The organism is Veillonella parvula (assembly GCF_040097785.1).
Taxonomy (GTDB): domain Bacteria; phylum Bacillota; class Negativicutes; order Veillonellales; family Veillonellaceae; genus Veillonella; species Veillonella parvula_D.
Map to the genome: position 1 here is coordinate 414,549 of NZ_JBBNNS010000001.1, position 15,642 is coordinate 430,190.

Below are 15,642 nucleotides of genomic sequence, written 5' to 3' on the forward strand. Positions count from 1 at the left end.
ATTTCAACAAAAGGCAGTTTGATTTCTCAAACTGCCTTTTTACTGTCATTAAATTATGGAATTTAAAAACTTTACGCTTTGCAACGGCTTACCAATTTCTTGCTCGCAGTATGCAAATAGTAGCTTTTCAAGTTCCTTCCAAATTGTTTTGGGAAATTCTAAAAGCGTATCTTCGCCCCACTGGTAAGCTAGAATCTGAGGTAATGCGGCTTTCACAGAACGAGAAATGCTAAGATTTGTTGTTTCTTTCACCTGCATCCAGAATGGCTCGATTCCATCTTGATGGCTAAAAGCATTAGCACTAGGGACAACCCCTGCGAGGGATAATAGTTGCCATCCAAGCATTATCGTTCCCAATTGTACATTGCGACGTCGAATTTGCTTGGAATAGTTTACAACGGTATCAAAAACCTTGCGATCTACGTCATACATGGCAAATAACTCTTGAATGAGCTCGCTCGCTACCGCTGCATAGGCAATATTATTGAGGTTTACATCTAAGGATTCCACTACATAGGAGCCATCAATTTGCGTAACATTTACATATTCTCCATCGGGTACGACTGTAATATACATGGCACTAAATGGACGTAAATAGGAGCTGTTGCGCATCGTCATCATTCGCTTATGTGGAATCGATGCTTTAATAAGTCCCAAGCTAGGTGTAATAAACGTAAATACGGAATACAACTTATACTTTTTTCGACTTATGACGATGGCTGGCGTATTAAAACCACCATTAAGCTTCTTCATTTTCTTCTTCCGTTGGTTCCTCTACTGGTATAGGTGTTACTTTAATGCGAGAGATACGATAGCCTTGCATTTGAGTAACTTCAAAGGTGTAACCATGAGCATCCACCGTATCACCTACAATTGGTGTACGTTCTAATAAACCAAATACATAGCCACCAATTGTATCAGAATCAGAATTATCAATTTCAATATTCATAATTTCTTCTACTTCGTCAACGAGGACCTTGCCATCAAACTCGAAGGAACCATCTGCATAGGACATCGTAGCTGGTAAATGCGGCTCATGCTCGTCTTGTATATCTCCAACTAGCTCTTCTATGATATCTTCTAAACCTACAAGACCTACCATGCCACCATATTCATCTACTACTACAGCTAGATAAATACGGCGCGTTCTCATATATTGCAACAAGGTAGATAATTTCATTACCTCTGGAACAGTAAGAATATCTCGTTTAATATTGCGCAAATCCTTACGGGCTTGATTAGGGCGTTCCATTAAATCTTTAATATGAACGAGGCCAATAATGTGATCCTTATCCTCTACACAGAGTGGATAACGTGTATGTACTTTAGAGCGGATAACCTTCATAGCTTCATCGTAACCATCTTCTACGAATACGCAGTCTACATCTTGACGAGGCACCATAACCTCTTTCGCCATGCGATCTACGAAGTTAAAGACATTATCGATTAACTCAGACTCTACTTGGTCCAATTGCCCTTCCTCGTGGCTTCGAGAAATCATCATGCGAATTTCTTCCTCTGAGTACACAAGGTCAAGCTCTGTTAAATATTTTGTTTTGTAAAAGCCTAAAATAACATTGGAGATTTTACTAGCAATCCAAATAAATGGATACACCAATTTACCTGCAGCCACCACGATACGGCTATAGGTATTCACGTATTTCGTAGGGAAGGATAGGCCCAATGCTTTAGGTACAATTTCGCCGAAGATTAAAACGATTAAACTAATTAATAGTAATAAAATAACATCTAGTACCAAATGCATCCATGTACTATGAATATTAAGAACCGCCACTAAACGATCAACGATATTATCAAATACAAATGTACCAGTGCCTGCAAGGGCCAAGATAAAAAATAGAATCAAAAACTGCGTAGTATTTAGAAAATACTCAGGATTTTGATAGAGCTTTAATAAAAATTCTCTATCCTTCTCCAAGAGGATGTCCATATCCTCTACATGTTCTTTACGAAGGCGGGCAAAGGAGAACTTTGCAACCACAAAAAAGTTAATTAAAAAAATACATAACAGACCAAACCCTATGGGTAACAGGCCATCTACACTATCCATCTTTATTCCTTTCATATGAATATGGAAACACTTATTTCTTTTTATTATATCAAATTATTTTCTATAACCAAGTTCAGATAACATACCAGATTTATTTCGCCAATCTTTTTTTACTTTAACCCAAAGGTCCAAGTACACCTTTGTAGCTAATAGCTTTTGAATATCTGCGCGTGCTTCAGCACCAAGTTGTTTTAATAAAGCACCTTTTTTACCGATAATAATACCCTTTTGAGAATCTCTTTCACAGTAGATTGTAGCGCGGATATAGGTAGTACCGTCATCACGTGTTTTCATTTCATCTACGTCTACAGCGATAGCATGAGGAATCTCATCTCGTGTAGCTAACAAGATTTTTTCACGAATGATATCGGAAATAATAAGGCGTTCCGGTTGATCCGTAATCATATCCTCTGGGAAATATTGTGGACCTTCCGGCAATGATTCTTCTAGAACCTTAAGAATTTCAGATAAGTTCTCTTTATCTTTTGCAGAAATAGGAATGACACCTGCAAAAGGATATGCATCTTGATAAGAAACGATTGCTTCTAAAAGTTCTTCTTTTTTGAGTGTATCAATTTTGTTAACTACCAAAAATACAGGAACCTTTACACGTTTCAATTGTTCAATAATAAAATTATCCCCAGGGCCACGTTTTTCATTGCCTGCTACGACAAATAAAACGGCTTCCGTTTCTTTTAAGGACTCGATAGCAGCATCTACCATGAATTCGCCTAGCTTATGTTTTGGCTTATGAACACCTGGTGTATCCATAAATACAATTTGTTTGGCTTCATCTGTATATACGCAGATGATACGGTTACGCGTTGTTTGAGCCTTATCGGATACGATAGCAATCTTATCGCCAATAAGAGCGTTAATTAAAGTAGATTTACCCACATTAGGGCGTCCTACAACGGCAACAAAGCCTGATTTAAAATGTTCGTTCTTATTCATTATATGGTGCATCCTCCCGCACATAACCTAGATTACCTAGGATAAATTCTTCCTCTGTGCGCATCTCTTTTTTATCTTCGTCGTTCATATGGTCATAGCCTAAGATATGTAAGCAACTGTGAGTCGTTAAATATGCTAATTCCCGTTCAAAACTATGTCCATATTCAATAGCTTGTTCACGAGTACGCTCTAAGGAAATAATCATATCACCAAGTAAGTGATGTTCCTCTTCACTACCTTCGTAATCATCCCCTTCATTGAGGGCAAAGGACAATACATCCGTTGGTCTATCGATGCCTCGATATTCCTTATTAAGCTCGTGAATTTTAGCATTATTGCAGAGTAAAATACTCATTTCATCTTCTTCGAGGCCATATACGCGACTCACTTCATCGCAGACCTTGCGTATAACAGCCTCAATATTGGAATCCTCTTGAATTCCTTCATCATAGCTAATGTGTATATACATGCTTATCCTTTCGCTACATGCTCTTTAGATGCTGCGTTAGTTTCCGCAGTCTCACCAGCTAATTTACGTTCATGATACTGATCGTAAGCTTTTACAATTCGGCCTACTAAATCGTGACGAACAACGTCTTGATCGCTAAAGTAAACCATATTAATACCAGGTACATGACGCAATACCTTTTCAGCCTCGCCGAGACCAGACACAACACGTGGTGGCAAGTCAATTTGTGTCTTATCACCGTTGACTACCATTTTAGAGTTGTTACCTAAACGTGTTAAGAACATCTTCATCTGCTCAGCCGTCGTATTTTGAGCTTCGTCTAGAATAACGAAGGCATTTTCTAAGGTACGACCGCGCATATATGCTAATGGTGCTACCTCGATAGTACCGCGTTCCATAAAGCGTTGTACTTGCTCGATGCCAAACATTTCATGTAATGCATCATAAAGAGGTCGCAAATAAGGATCTACCTTGTCTTGTAATTCACCAGGTAGGAAGCCTAATCGTTCACCAGCCTCTACAGCAGGACGAGTCAAAATAATTTTATCTACATTGCGGTTTTTTAAATAGAATGCGGCTAACGCTACGGCTAGGAATGTTTTACCTGTACCGGCAGGGCCTATACCAAAGGTAATGGTGTTTTTACGGATGCTATCTACATAGTATTTCTGACCTTCCGTTTTAGGCGTAATATTTTTACCGCGCATATTAACGGATAAGGTATCTTCAAACATAGTATGTACAGCATCAGCTTTACCGTTCGCTACAAGTTTAGCCGCAATACGAACTTGGGACTCAGTAATGGTACTGCCTTCACGATATAAGAATACCAGTTCCTCTAACGTACGATACAGAGCCTCTACTTGCTTTTCATCGCCCTTGATAACCACAGTATCCCCGCGTGCCACTACATCTACAGAGATGACTTCAAGCATCATATGCAAATATCGATTATGTTGACCTAGTATGGATTGTGCTAGGTCATATGTAGGAAATGTAAATACTTGTTCGCTCATACAACCTCCTAATCTATAAACTTACGAACGGCTTTGCCGTTTAAATAATCACATAAATCACCTTGATGGGCATCCAGTTCGTCTAACTTATCATCAATTAAGTCTTGTACGCGCCACCATCCCATAGACCAATTTGTAAAGAGTGTATTATCTTCAGGCGCTCGCCCAACAAGACGCTGCAGTACAATGTCAGGGTGTAAATGACGGATAAAGTTGACTACACGGTCAGCATATTCTTCTGCACTGATTAAGGTGAACTGACCTTCTTGGTACCACTTAGCCATCAATGTATTTTTCACAATATATAAGGCATGTAATTTAACTTGATCCACACCGAGTGCTGATAAGATACGGGCTCCTTCAATGGTATCCTTCATAGTATCCCATGGAAGATTTACTATCATATGGGTTGTTACATTAAATCCAAATCTCTTAATCCGCAATACAGCATCAATAAACTGAGCTAAATCATGACCCCGATTAATTTTCTCTAATGTATCATAATTGACCGTTTGCAATCCTAATTCAATATAGATATCCTTTTGAAAGCGATCTCTAATATCAGCCAATATATCTAAGTATTCATCGGCTATACAATCTGGTCGCGTCGCAATAGCAATACCTACGGCTTCGTCGATGCAGCCTTGCTCCATATAGCTTTTAAAATCATCAAGTCCCAAATAAGTATTACTAAAGTTTTGATAATAAGGTATAAATTTTTTCGCCTTATATTTAGGACCTATGTGAGCAATATTTTCCTCTAATTGCATGCGCACTGTCATCCAAGCAGGACGATTTTCATAGCCCGCACCGATTTCACCACAGAAGGTGCAGCCCCCTACGCCGGCCGAACCATCTCGATTTGGACACGTAAGCGGTAAGGCAACAGGCAATTTATAAACCTTTTGCCCATAGGTTTCTTTATAATATTTAGATACCATGCGGTATCGTTTTGGTCTCGTTGTATCGGTCATAACACTCCTATTTAACTAACCAATCATCGCTTATTATGTAATATTTCAACTATCAAAAATTACTATTTTTATATTACTAACAAGCCTCTATTTCAGGACGTATAAAGGGTTTTACCTCTTTATTAACGTCTATCACTACTGTAAATGGTGTATTGGGTACATTTTCTATACCTAATACATGTGCCGTGTCCTTAGACATAGGCATTTCCACGTATTGTTGGCGAATTTTACGCCATTCTTTAAATGTATAGTTGGGAATATACTGAGATGCAATATCTTCGTTGCGCCAGAATGCTTCCCCTTCTTGTAAAAGCTCTTTTGTTTGTCTTGGTAAACCAACGGCTTCGCTACGAACCTTGCCACGATAACTTACAAGGGTATCGTATTGTAGTAATTCAGCGGCCACATTGTCCCCCTTAGACAAGAAGAAATTATACAAGAACTCAATTTGGTCGATATCTTTCAAATTTACCTTATGATTTCCAGCATCGAGCCAAGCCTGTGTCATTTCGCAGAAATAGGTGAAAGCATCTTTTTTAGGCTCTACTTTAGAAGGATCATACTTTTTCATAGGTGGTACATGATTTGTTACTGTATCCTCACCAGTTATTGATGTATCAGTATGTTCCTTAATAAGCTTGCTACCAATATAGCCAAAGACGGTTCTAAAACGCTCACTATTATAGAAGCGCTCAAATACATCTTCAAAATGCTTTAAGAAGCGTACATCTTTATAAGGTAATACATGAGTGGTTAATACCTCATATGGCGCTAACGGATCACTAATATATTGGTATTCCTCCATGCGGCGTACACCAGAGCCTTTTAGTAATTTTAAGAAACCTATTTGCAGCGCATGAGGTTGTAAGCTAAATAAATCATTAAAGGATAATCCAAATCGCGCTTTATTTTCATGAGGTAAACCTACAATTAAATCCATATGCACATGGGTACGACCAGCCTCTATAATAGGACGAATTGCCTTTTGAATGTACGGCCAATCGTTATATCGGTTAATAGCATCTAAGGTCTTTTTATGTGTACTTTGTACGCCCACTTCGATTTGAATACGACCTGGCGGTGTTTTACAGAGAATATTTGTTTCCCATTCTGTCATGAGCTCAGGTTCCATCTCTAAATGGAAGTTCGTCTCTGTATTAGCATCTCGCATAAATTCCATCAACGGACGATGGTGATGTGGTGCACAGTTAAATGTTCTATCTACAAACTTAACTTGCTTTACCTTATGGTCGATAAACCATTGTAACTCTTTGAAGGTTCGCTCTTGTGGGAAGAATCGCACTGTATTCTTATTGCCAGATAAGCAATACTGACAAGAGAACGGACATCCACGAGAGGACTCATAGTAGATAATTTTATGTTCTAAATCAATCATATCCTCTTCTACATATGGGAATGGAATGGTACTAAGATCTTTAACCTCTACGGCCTCAGTGGATCCCATAAGTTGACCTGTAATATGGCGGCCTCGTACACCAGGGATTTCTTCTCCTAATCCATCCTTACCATTTTGTAATGCACTAATGAGTTGGTAGAAAGCTTCTTCCCCTTCACCTTGTACAACATAGTCTACAGCATGACAACGATTTAGAATTTCATCGGCAGTGAAAGATACCTCCGGACCGCCTAAGATGATTTTAATATCTGGTCGAACGGCTTTCACCATGTCCACCACATGTAAGGTCATTTCGATGTTCCAAATATAGCAAGCGAAGCCCAATACATCTATATTGCGCTCTGTAATATCGCTAAGAATATGTAAAACAGGCATATTAATAGTATATTCTACTATATCGTATGCCTGTCCGTGAGCCTGCCCGTAGGCTTTCAGATACCGCAAAGCCAGGGAGGAATGTATAAATTTTGAGTTTAATGTGGATAAAACTACGTTCATAGGTCCCCTTTAAATCATCGAATGGCTCAGCCACCGTCTAGTCATAATATATATATTATACCATTAAAAGAGCCCAAAGATAAAGGAAACAATAGCACCCACTAAAATGACAACCCCTACTACAGAGAGGATAATGCCACCGAAGAATACAACAGCTGCTAAAACAACAGCTAATATGATAATCAAAATGATACGACTAAGCCAGCTTGTACTATTAAAGCTATACACCTTAACATGTGGCCCATATTGATTGTACTCTTCACCGCGTTGATACTCTTCGTTCATATTACTAGGTGTAGAGTCCACATGAACAGAGTCTCCTACCTCTTCAATGGTTACACCATCAAAGTCACGGCGTTCATCATCAGATAATACCCGTGTATTAGGTTCTGCCGCACGTGTATTACTACTGTAGCTATCACTACGATCACTACTTCTATATGTATTTTGATTGTTATTTGTATTGTGTTGATCAGACATCGTTACGTCCTTTATATGACCAAAAGAATAATTAATTTTATACAACTTATTATATCATATTTTTCTGATAAAAATGCAAATAAATATCCCCTATAGATATAAATTCATATATCTATAGGGGATATTTTTGTTTGTATTACTTTATGTGACTATAGGCTAACGGGCAAATTAGTCTTTCAAGTATTTTTGAAGCAATTGATTTACCATACCTGGGTTAGCACGGCCTTTAGATTCTTTCATAACTTGACCTACTAAGAAACCAATAGCCTTACCATTGCCACCTTTGAAATCTGCCACTGGTTGTGGATTATTAGCAATAACTTGCTTAACGATTTCTTCAATAGCACCAGTATCTGTGATTTGAACAAGACCTTCTTCTTTTACGATAGTATCAGCATCCTTGCCGGATTCCCACATAGATACGATAACTTTTTTCGCAATTTTACCAGAGATTGTACCTTTATCGATAAGAGCAATCATACCAGCCAAGTTTTCTGGGCTTACTTTAGATTCAGCGAATGTTAAACCACTTTCATTAATCATCTTGGACAAGTCACCAAGCATCCAGTTAGCCACAGTCTTAGCATCTGCACCTGCTTTTACAGTAGCATCTAAGAAATCTGCAGTTTTACGAGATACAGTAAGGATTGTTGCGTCTTCACGAGACAAACCATATTCAGATACAAAGCGTTCAATCTTAGCATCTTGCAATTCAGGTAACGCACGACGTACTTCTTCGATTTTTTCGTCCGTAATTACAATTGGTACCAAGTCTGGTTCAGGGAAGTAACGGTAATCGTTTTCTTCATCTTTCTTACGCATACCAATCGTAATGCCTTGAGCATCATCCCAAGTACGTGTTTCTTGATCTACTTTACCGCCAGCTTCGATCAACTTAGCTTGACGCAAGGCTTCATATTCAACAACCTTTTGAATAGCTGTTAAGGAGTTAACATTCTTAGTTTCTGTACGTGTACCAAACTCTTTAGTACCACGCAAACGTACGGATACGTTACAATCACCACGCAAGGAGCCTTCTTCCATACGACCGTCAGATACTTCTAAGTATTGCAAGATGGAACGTAGTTTTTCAACATATGCTCTTGCTTCTGCACCAGAACGAATATCTGGTTCAGATACGATTTCAAGAAGAGGAACACCTGTACGGTTGTAGTCAACGTTAGAAGATTTAGAATCAGAAATAGTGTTACCACTGTGAACGAGTTTACCTGCATCTTCTTCCATGTGAATACGCGTAATACCAATGCGTTTAGTTTCACCATTTACTTCAATGTCCAAATGACCATTTAAGCAAATTGGCAAATCATATTGAGATGTTTGATAGTTTTTAGGTAAATCTGGATAGTAATAGTTTTTACGGTCAAATTTATTGAAGTTTAGAATTTCACAATTCAATGCTAAACCAACCTTGATAGCAAATTCTACTACTTGTTTATTTAACACAGGCATAGCACCAGGTAAGCCAAGGCATACTGGGCATACATGTGTATTTTGATCGCCGCCGAATTCAGTGGTACAACCACAGAAGATTTTAGACTTAGTCTTAAGCTCTGTATGAACCTCTAAACCAACGACTGTTTCGTATTTACTACTCATAGAGAAACCTCCCCAGTTGGTGCTACTAATTGACAGTCTGGACGTGCTTGTTCAAATGTGAAAGCAGCACGTAATAATGTTTCTTCACCCATAGCAGGGCCAAGTAATTGTAAGCCAATTGGCAAATTATTGCTACTCATACCTGCTGGGATGCTAATACCTGGAATACCTGCAAGATTTGCTGGTACTGTACAGATATCTTCTAAGTACATTGCTAATGGATCATTAGCTTTTTCACCAAATTTGTAGGATGTATTAGGTGCAGTTGGTGTCAAAATTAAATCCACCTTGGAGAATGCTTCGTCAAATTCGTTTTTAATAAGGCGACGAACTTTCAATGCTTTCAAATAATAAGCATCATAGTAACCAGCACTCAATACATAAGTTCCTAACAAGATACGACGTTGTACTTCAGGACCAAAGCCTTCTGTGCGAGTTTTAGTAGACATATCTACTAAGTTATCTGCAGGTACCCGCATACCATAGCTTACACCGTCATAACGAGCCAAGTTGGAGCTAGCTTCTGCCAATGCGATGATATAGTATGCAGACAATGCATATTTAGAATTAGGCAAGGAAACCTCAATGATCTCAGCACCTAATTTTTTGTATGTTTCGATAGCTTCTTCCACAGCTTTACGAACTTCGCTATTGAGACCTTCACCAAAGAATTCTTTTGGTACACCAATTTTTAGATTTTTAACATCATTTACAAGTGCTGTAGTGTAGTCTACACGAGTGCCTGGAATAGATGTGGAATCTTTTGTATCATGCCCAGAGATTGCATTTAATACTAACGCTGCATCTGTTACATCACGTGTAACAGGGCCAATTTGATCCAAAGAGGATGCGAAGGCAATTAAGCCATAACGAGATACATTACCGTATGTTGGTTTTAAACCTACAACGCCACAGAAGGATGCTGGTTGGCGAATAGACCCACCTGTATCAGAGCCAAGAGCCCAAATAGCAGAACCGCTGGATACAGCGGCTGCACTACCACCAGAAGAACCGCCTGGTACGCAATCAGCATTCCAAGGGTTAGTAGTTTTAGCTAATGCAGAGTTCTCTGTAGAGCCACCCATGGCAAATTCGTCCATGTTAAGTTTACCAAGGCTAATGTAATGATTGTCTTGTAAACGTTCAATAACTGATGCATTGTATGGAGGCACAAAGTTTTCCAACATTTTAGATGCACATGTTGCAGGTTCATCTTTAATACAAATATTATCTTTAATTGCACCAGGAATACCTGCCAATGGGGAAATAGCTTCACCTTTAGCAATTGCTTCATCTACAAGCTTAGCTGTAGCCAAAGCACGATCATGAGAATCGGATAAGTACGCATGTACAGTCGGTTCCACTTTCGCTTTATGTGCAATAACAGCATTCGTCAATTCAACAGCGCTGATTTCTTTATTCACTAGTTTCTTGTGTAATTCATGAATTGTTGCCACAGCGAAACCTCCTATTCTTGTACAACGCGAGGTACTTTAAAGTACCCATCCTCTGCTTCTGGAGCATTGGATAAAGCTAAATCATGATCAAGGGATGGTTTTGTTTCATCCTCTCTAAATACATTGTGCAATGGTACTGCATGAGCCATAGGCTCCACACCATCAAGTTCTAATGCATCTAGTTCAGCAACATAAGTCAAGATGTCGGACAACTCTTTTTCTACATGTGCCATATGTTCTTCCTTAACTTCCAAGCGTGAAAGTAAGGCGATTTTTTTTATTTCCTCTTGGCTGATTTTCATCGAGACACATCCTTTCATAATTATTTATTATAAAGCAAATAATATATATTTTCAAAATATTGTAGAATGTATGTCTATTGGATTTCTCCGAGTTCGCGTAGGAGTTCTACAAACTCTTCTTCATTCATAACACGAATACCCAATTCATTTGCTTTAGTAAGCTTACTACCACTGTCTTCGCCAGCAATAACAAGGGTTGTTTTCTTAGAAACGGAACCTGTCACCTTAGCCCCATGAGCTTCAAGAATCTTACCAGCTTCACTGCGGCCCATAACTTCAAGTTTACCTGTGAGAACGACGATTTCTCCTTCCATTTGGTTGCCTGCTGCTTCAACAACATCTACAGTCATCTTAAGTCCTGCCGCTGTTAAACCTTCTATGATTTCTACATGAGCAGGATCTTGACGGTATTCAACAATACTATCTGCCATAGTAGGACCGATTTCTTCTACCGCCACCAATTCTTCTTTAGTAATTGTCAAGAATCGTTCCATAGATTTCACAACGTTAGCAATTGTGCCGGCTGCTTTAGATCCAATTAGGCGAATACCGAGGCCATACAATACGCGGTCTAATCCACGAGTTTTAGAGTCTGCGATGGCTTTCACCAAATTCTCTGCAGATTTCTTACCCATCCGATCCATGGTAACTAGTTGATCTACTGTTAAATGATATAAATCAACAACATTAGTGATTAATTTGTTATTGATGAGGTTTTCTACAATGCTAGGACCTAAACCATCAATATTCATAGCATCGCGAGAGGCAAAGTGAATAATTTGCTCTTTCTCAATAGCAGGACAATGTTTATTCGTACAACGTACAGCCGCTTCTCCTTCGCGACGAACTGTAGGAGATTCGCATACTGGACATGTGTTAGGAATTGTGAAAGGCACCTCAGAACCAGTTCGTTTTTCAGGAACTACGCGGATAACTTCTGGAATAATTTCAGCCGCCTTGTGAATGATAACGTGGTCACCAATGCGAATATCCTTTTCATTGATAAAGTCTTGATTATGTAATGTTACACGACTTACATTTGTACCGGATACGAATACAGATTCCAATTCACCAGTTGGAGTAAGAACCCCCGTACGCCCCACATTAATAGTAATATCCTTAAGAATGGTCTCTACCTCTTCTGGAGGATATTTGTAAGCTGTAGCCCACTTAGGATCCTTCGCAGTACTGCCAAGTACCTCTTGGTCCTCAAAACTATTGACCTTAATTACCATACCATCTGTATCGTATGGCAACTCATGGCGCTTTTCACCCCAATAATTAATAGCGTCTATGACCTCGTCAATTGTTTTGCATACGCGGTAATGAGGGTTTACAGAAAACTTGAACGTTTCCAAGCTTTGTAATAATTCCTCTTGGCTATGAATATTAGCCCCCACTTCAGAACCGATTGCATAGGCAAAGAATGCTAAATTACGACTAGCCGTAATGGCAGGATCTTGCTGACGCAAAGAACCAGCTGCTGCATTACGAGGATTTACGAAGGTAGGCAAGCCCTCTTCGTCACGTTCTTCATTTATACGTTTAAATTCACTATGAGGCATATACGCTTCACCGCGAACCTCGATAAATTCTGGCGCATCCTCTAGATATAAAGGAATGGATTTAATAGTACGCACATTAGCAGTTACGTCTTCACCAACGCGACCATCACCACGTGTTACAGCACGTACAAACATGCCGTTCTCATAGTGCAAATTAACAGCTAAACCATCGATTTTAAGTTCTACCACATAAGCAGAAGGCTTATGACCTAATTCCTTCTCTACACGACTAGCAAATGCACGTACTTCATCAGCACTAAATACATTAGATAAGCTCAACATAGGGCGGCCATGGACGACCTTTTCAAAGGAGCCTTCCACCTTCATACCTACCCGTTGTGTTGGAGAAGACGGCACAATATATTCTGGATGAGCTGTTTCTAAATCTACAAGCTCACGATATTTTTTATCATATTCAAAGTCACTCATTGTAGGAGCATCTTTTACGTAGTATAAATACTGCGCATGAGTTAGCTCTTGTTGTAACTCTTTAATTCTATCTTTCGGATTCATATTACATCCCTTTTACTGTACAGTAACATTCTATACGTTCCTTACAAGCAAGGTAGAGAGGTTAACTGCCATACACAAGTTTTATCCCTTTTTAACCGGTGCAAATTTAGCCATGACCACACGTACACCTTGTGTGGGGAATTCAATAGTTAGCTTCATACCAGCCCCTTCACCGGCAACGTTGATAACCTTACCATTGCCCCATTTACTATGAATAGCTGTGTCACCTATTTTCCAAGCGGCAATCACTTCATTGCGAACAATTGGTTTTGTTACAGGGCGACTGGTAACACTCATATGTTGCGGTACATGACGCTTAATATCATCAGGTACTTTACGCTTAGCACGCAAACCATCTACCAACTCTTCTGGAATTTCATCGATAAAACGAGATGGTAAATAGCTACTAGTGCGTCCAAATACGGTACGCGTAGTGGCATTAGAAATATATAATTCCTTTTCAGCACGAGTAATACCTACATAAGCAAGGCGGCGTTCCTCTTCAATTTCCTCAGGGTTCATCAAGGTGCGGCTATGTGGGAATAAGCCTTCCTCCAAGCCTCCTAAGAATACGATTGGGAACTCCAGACCTTTCGCAGCATGTAATGTCATTAATGTCACTTTAAACTCTTCTTGCTCGAAAGAATCAACATCATTTACGAGTGCTACTTGTTCCAAGAAGTCTTCCACTGTACCATTTGGATTTGTATCTTGGAAGTCTTTAGCTACAGATAAAAGTTCACCGATATTCTCAGCGCGAGCCTGATCTTGTGGATCTGTACTCTCTTCTAATTGTGCCAAGTATCCGGTTCTATCAAGAATAGATTCTAAGATATCAAGTACAGTTTTATCTTCCATTTCAGCTACGAGAGTAAAGATAAGGATACCAAATTCCTCTAACTTTTCCTTTGTCTTACCTTTAATCGTATCTACTAGATGCAGCTGTGTTAATGTCATAAACAAGGACGTGCCATTTGCACGAGCATAATCTTGTAGTTTTGCCACTGTAGTAGCACCAATACTACGCTTAGGTACATTGATGATACGTAATAAGCTCAAATCATCGAATGGATTATATAACACGCGTAAGTAAGCTAAAACGTCCTTAATTTCTTTACGATCATAGAACTTCGTGCCCCCTACCATCGTATATGGCAGAGCCCGTTTAATCAGTGCTTCTTCAAGTACACGAGATTGAGCATTTGTACGGTACAAAATAGCCATATCACCATAAGGCACACCATGAATATCGTGCTTTTTAGCAATTGTATCGCCAATAAAAGCAGCTTCTTCATGTTCAGACTGAGCCGTAAAATGCTGAATTTTAGCCCCTTCTGTCTTATCGGTCCATAAATTTTTCTTAGGACGACCTTCATTATTTTCAATTACCGCATTCGCTGCATCAAGAATAATCTTTGTAGAACGATAGTTTTGTTCTAACTTGATGGATGTACAGTTCGGATAATCCTTTTCAAAGTCCAAAATATTTTGAATATCTGCGCCACGCCATGCGTAAATACTTTGATCAGCATCACCTACAACGGCAATATTTTTCCAATGAGAGGCTAATAATTTAGCCAATAAATATTGAGCATGGTTCGTATCTTGATATTCGTCGATCATAACATAACGAAAACGCTTGCTATATTTATCTAACACAGCCTCATTGGACTGCAATAATTTAACAGCTACCAATAAAAGATCATCAAAATCTAGAGCATTATTCTTACGCAATTCCCGTTCATAATACTCATATACATCAGCAACCTTTTGTTGGTAAAAGTCTCTCGCTTGCTTTCTAAAATCTGAGGCAAATAACAATTTATTTTTTGCATCAGATATGGCACCAATCATAGCACCTACAGGATAATATTTATCGTCGAGGTTTAATGCTTTTAAAGCAGCCTTAATAACAGCTTGCGAATCAGATGTATCGTAGATTGTAAAATTACTGTTATAACCTAAGAAGTTATCTAATTCAAAACGCAAAAATTTCGCACAGAAGCTATGGAATGTGCTGAGCCAAATTCGATTAGCTACATCACCTACTAAACCTTCTACACGACTTTTCATTTCTTTTGCCGCTTTATTGGTGAAAGTAATAGCTAAGATTTCATAAGGATTAACACCTTGACCCAATAAATGTGCAATACGAACAGTTAAAACCTTTGTTTTACCAGATCCTGCACCGGCTAAAATCAATAAAGGGCCTTCCGTATGTTGAACGGCTTGTTGTTGCTCTTTATTTAAACCTGTTAATAATGAATTCATCGGAACACCCCTATCGCCCTTACATATACTATAGTTTC

Annotated in this window: 13 protein-coding genes; all 13 read right to left on the reverse strand. The window is 39.0% G+C overall.

Going from position 1 to position 15,642, the window contains the following annotated elements; genetic code table 11:
• Window positions 1-48: 48 nt before the first annotated feature.
• The 13 genes from recO to pcrA all read right to left on the reverse strand — a co-directional run bounded on the left by recO (window position 49) and on the right by pcrA (window position 15,604).
• Window positions 49-753, reverse strand: coding sequence for a DNA repair protein RecO (gene recO, locus AAA071_RS01965; protein ID WP_008601029.1), 705 nt, complete (start codon window positions 751-753; stop codon window positions 49-51).
• Window positions 740-2,071 (reverse strand): hemolysin family protein, encoded by a 1,332-nt coding sequence (locus AAA071_RS01970; protein WP_039964966.1) that lies wholly within the window; start codon window positions 2,069-2,071, stop codon window positions 740-742. Before AAA071_RS01970 ends, recO begins: the two co-directional genes overlap by 14 nt.
• Window positions 2,072-2,125: 54 nt before the next feature.
• A complete protein-coding gene (gene era, locus AAA071_RS01975; RefSeq protein WP_039964967.1) occupies window positions 2,126-3,025 on the reverse strand; it encodes a GTPase Era in 900 nt (299 codons plus the stop codon).
• Window positions 3,018-3,494 carry an rRNA maturation RNase YbeY gene (gene ybeY, locus AAA071_RS01980; protein WP_008601034.1) on the reverse strand — a complete coding sequence of 159 codons (477 nt, stop codon included), beginning with the start codon at window positions 3,492-3,494 and terminating at the stop codon, window positions 3,018-3,020. Before ybeY ends, era begins: the two co-directional genes overlap by 8 nt.
• A gap of 2 nt (window positions 3,495-3,496) precedes the next feature.
• A complete protein-coding gene (locus AAA071_RS01985) occupies window positions 3,497-4,510 on the reverse strand; it encodes a PhoH family protein (RefSeq protein ID WP_005386516.1) in 1,014 nt (337 codons plus the stop codon).
• A gap of 8 nt (window positions 4,511-4,518) precedes the next feature.
• Entirely contained in the window at window positions 4,519-5,484 is a 966-nt protein-coding gene (mnmL, locus tag AAA071_RS01990; RefSeq protein WP_195213204.1) for a tRNA modification radical SAM protein MnmL/YtqA, read from the reverse strand.
• Between the two features lie 76 nt (window positions 5,485-5,560).
• Window positions 5,561-7,399, reverse strand: a complete 1,839-nt coding sequence (locus tag AAA071_RS01995) for a B12-binding domain-containing radical SAM protein (RefSeq protein ID WP_195213203.1) — start codon at window positions 7,397-7,399, stop codon at window positions 5,561-5,563.
• Window positions 7,400-7,462: 63 nt separating this feature from the next.
• A complete protein-coding gene (locus AAA071_RS02000; RefSeq protein ID WP_008601041.1) occupies window positions 7,463-7,879 on the reverse strand; it encodes a hypothetical protein in 417 nt (138 codons plus the stop codon).
• A gap of 168 nt (window positions 7,880-8,047) precedes the next feature.
• Window positions 8,048-9,496: an Asp-tRNA(Asn)/Glu-tRNA(Gln) amidotransferase subunit GatB gene (gatB, locus tag AAA071_RS02005; protein ID WP_008714014.1), complete on the reverse strand. Its 1,449-nt coding sequence runs from the start codon at window positions 9,494-9,496 to the stop codon at window positions 8,048-8,050.
• The gene (gene gatA / locus AAA071_RS02010) at window positions 9,493-10,953 is read right to left on the reverse strand and encodes an Asp-tRNA(Asn)/Glu-tRNA(Gln) amidotransferase subunit GatA (protein WP_008601046.1); all 1,461 of its coding nucleotides are present in this window, start codon (window positions 10,951-10,953) and stop codon (window positions 9,493-9,495) included. Before gatA ends, gatB begins: the two co-directional genes overlap by 4 nt.
• Before the next feature lie 11 nt (window positions 10,954-10,964).
• Window positions 10,965-11,255 carry an Asp-tRNA(Asn)/Glu-tRNA(Gln) amidotransferase subunit GatC gene (gene gatC, locus AAA071_RS02015; RefSeq protein ID WP_004696952.1) on the reverse strand — a complete coding sequence of 97 codons (291 nt, stop codon included), beginning with the start codon at window positions 11,253-11,255 and terminating at the stop codon, window positions 10,965-10,967.
• 74 nt (window positions 11,256-11,329) lie between these two features.
• Complete coding sequence (ligA, locus tag AAA071_RS02020; protein ID WP_008601049.1) at window positions 11,330-13,333, reverse strand: NAD-dependent DNA ligase LigA; 2,004 nt, start codon at window positions 13,331-13,333, stop codon at window positions 11,330-11,332.
• 81 nt (window positions 13,334-13,414) lie between these two features.
• Window positions 13,415-15,604, reverse strand: coding sequence for a DNA helicase PcrA (gene pcrA, locus AAA071_RS02025; RefSeq protein WP_349234012.1), 2,190 nt, complete (start codon window positions 15,602-15,604; stop codon window positions 13,415-13,417).
• Between the last annotated feature and the right edge of the window lie 38 nt (window positions 15,605-15,642).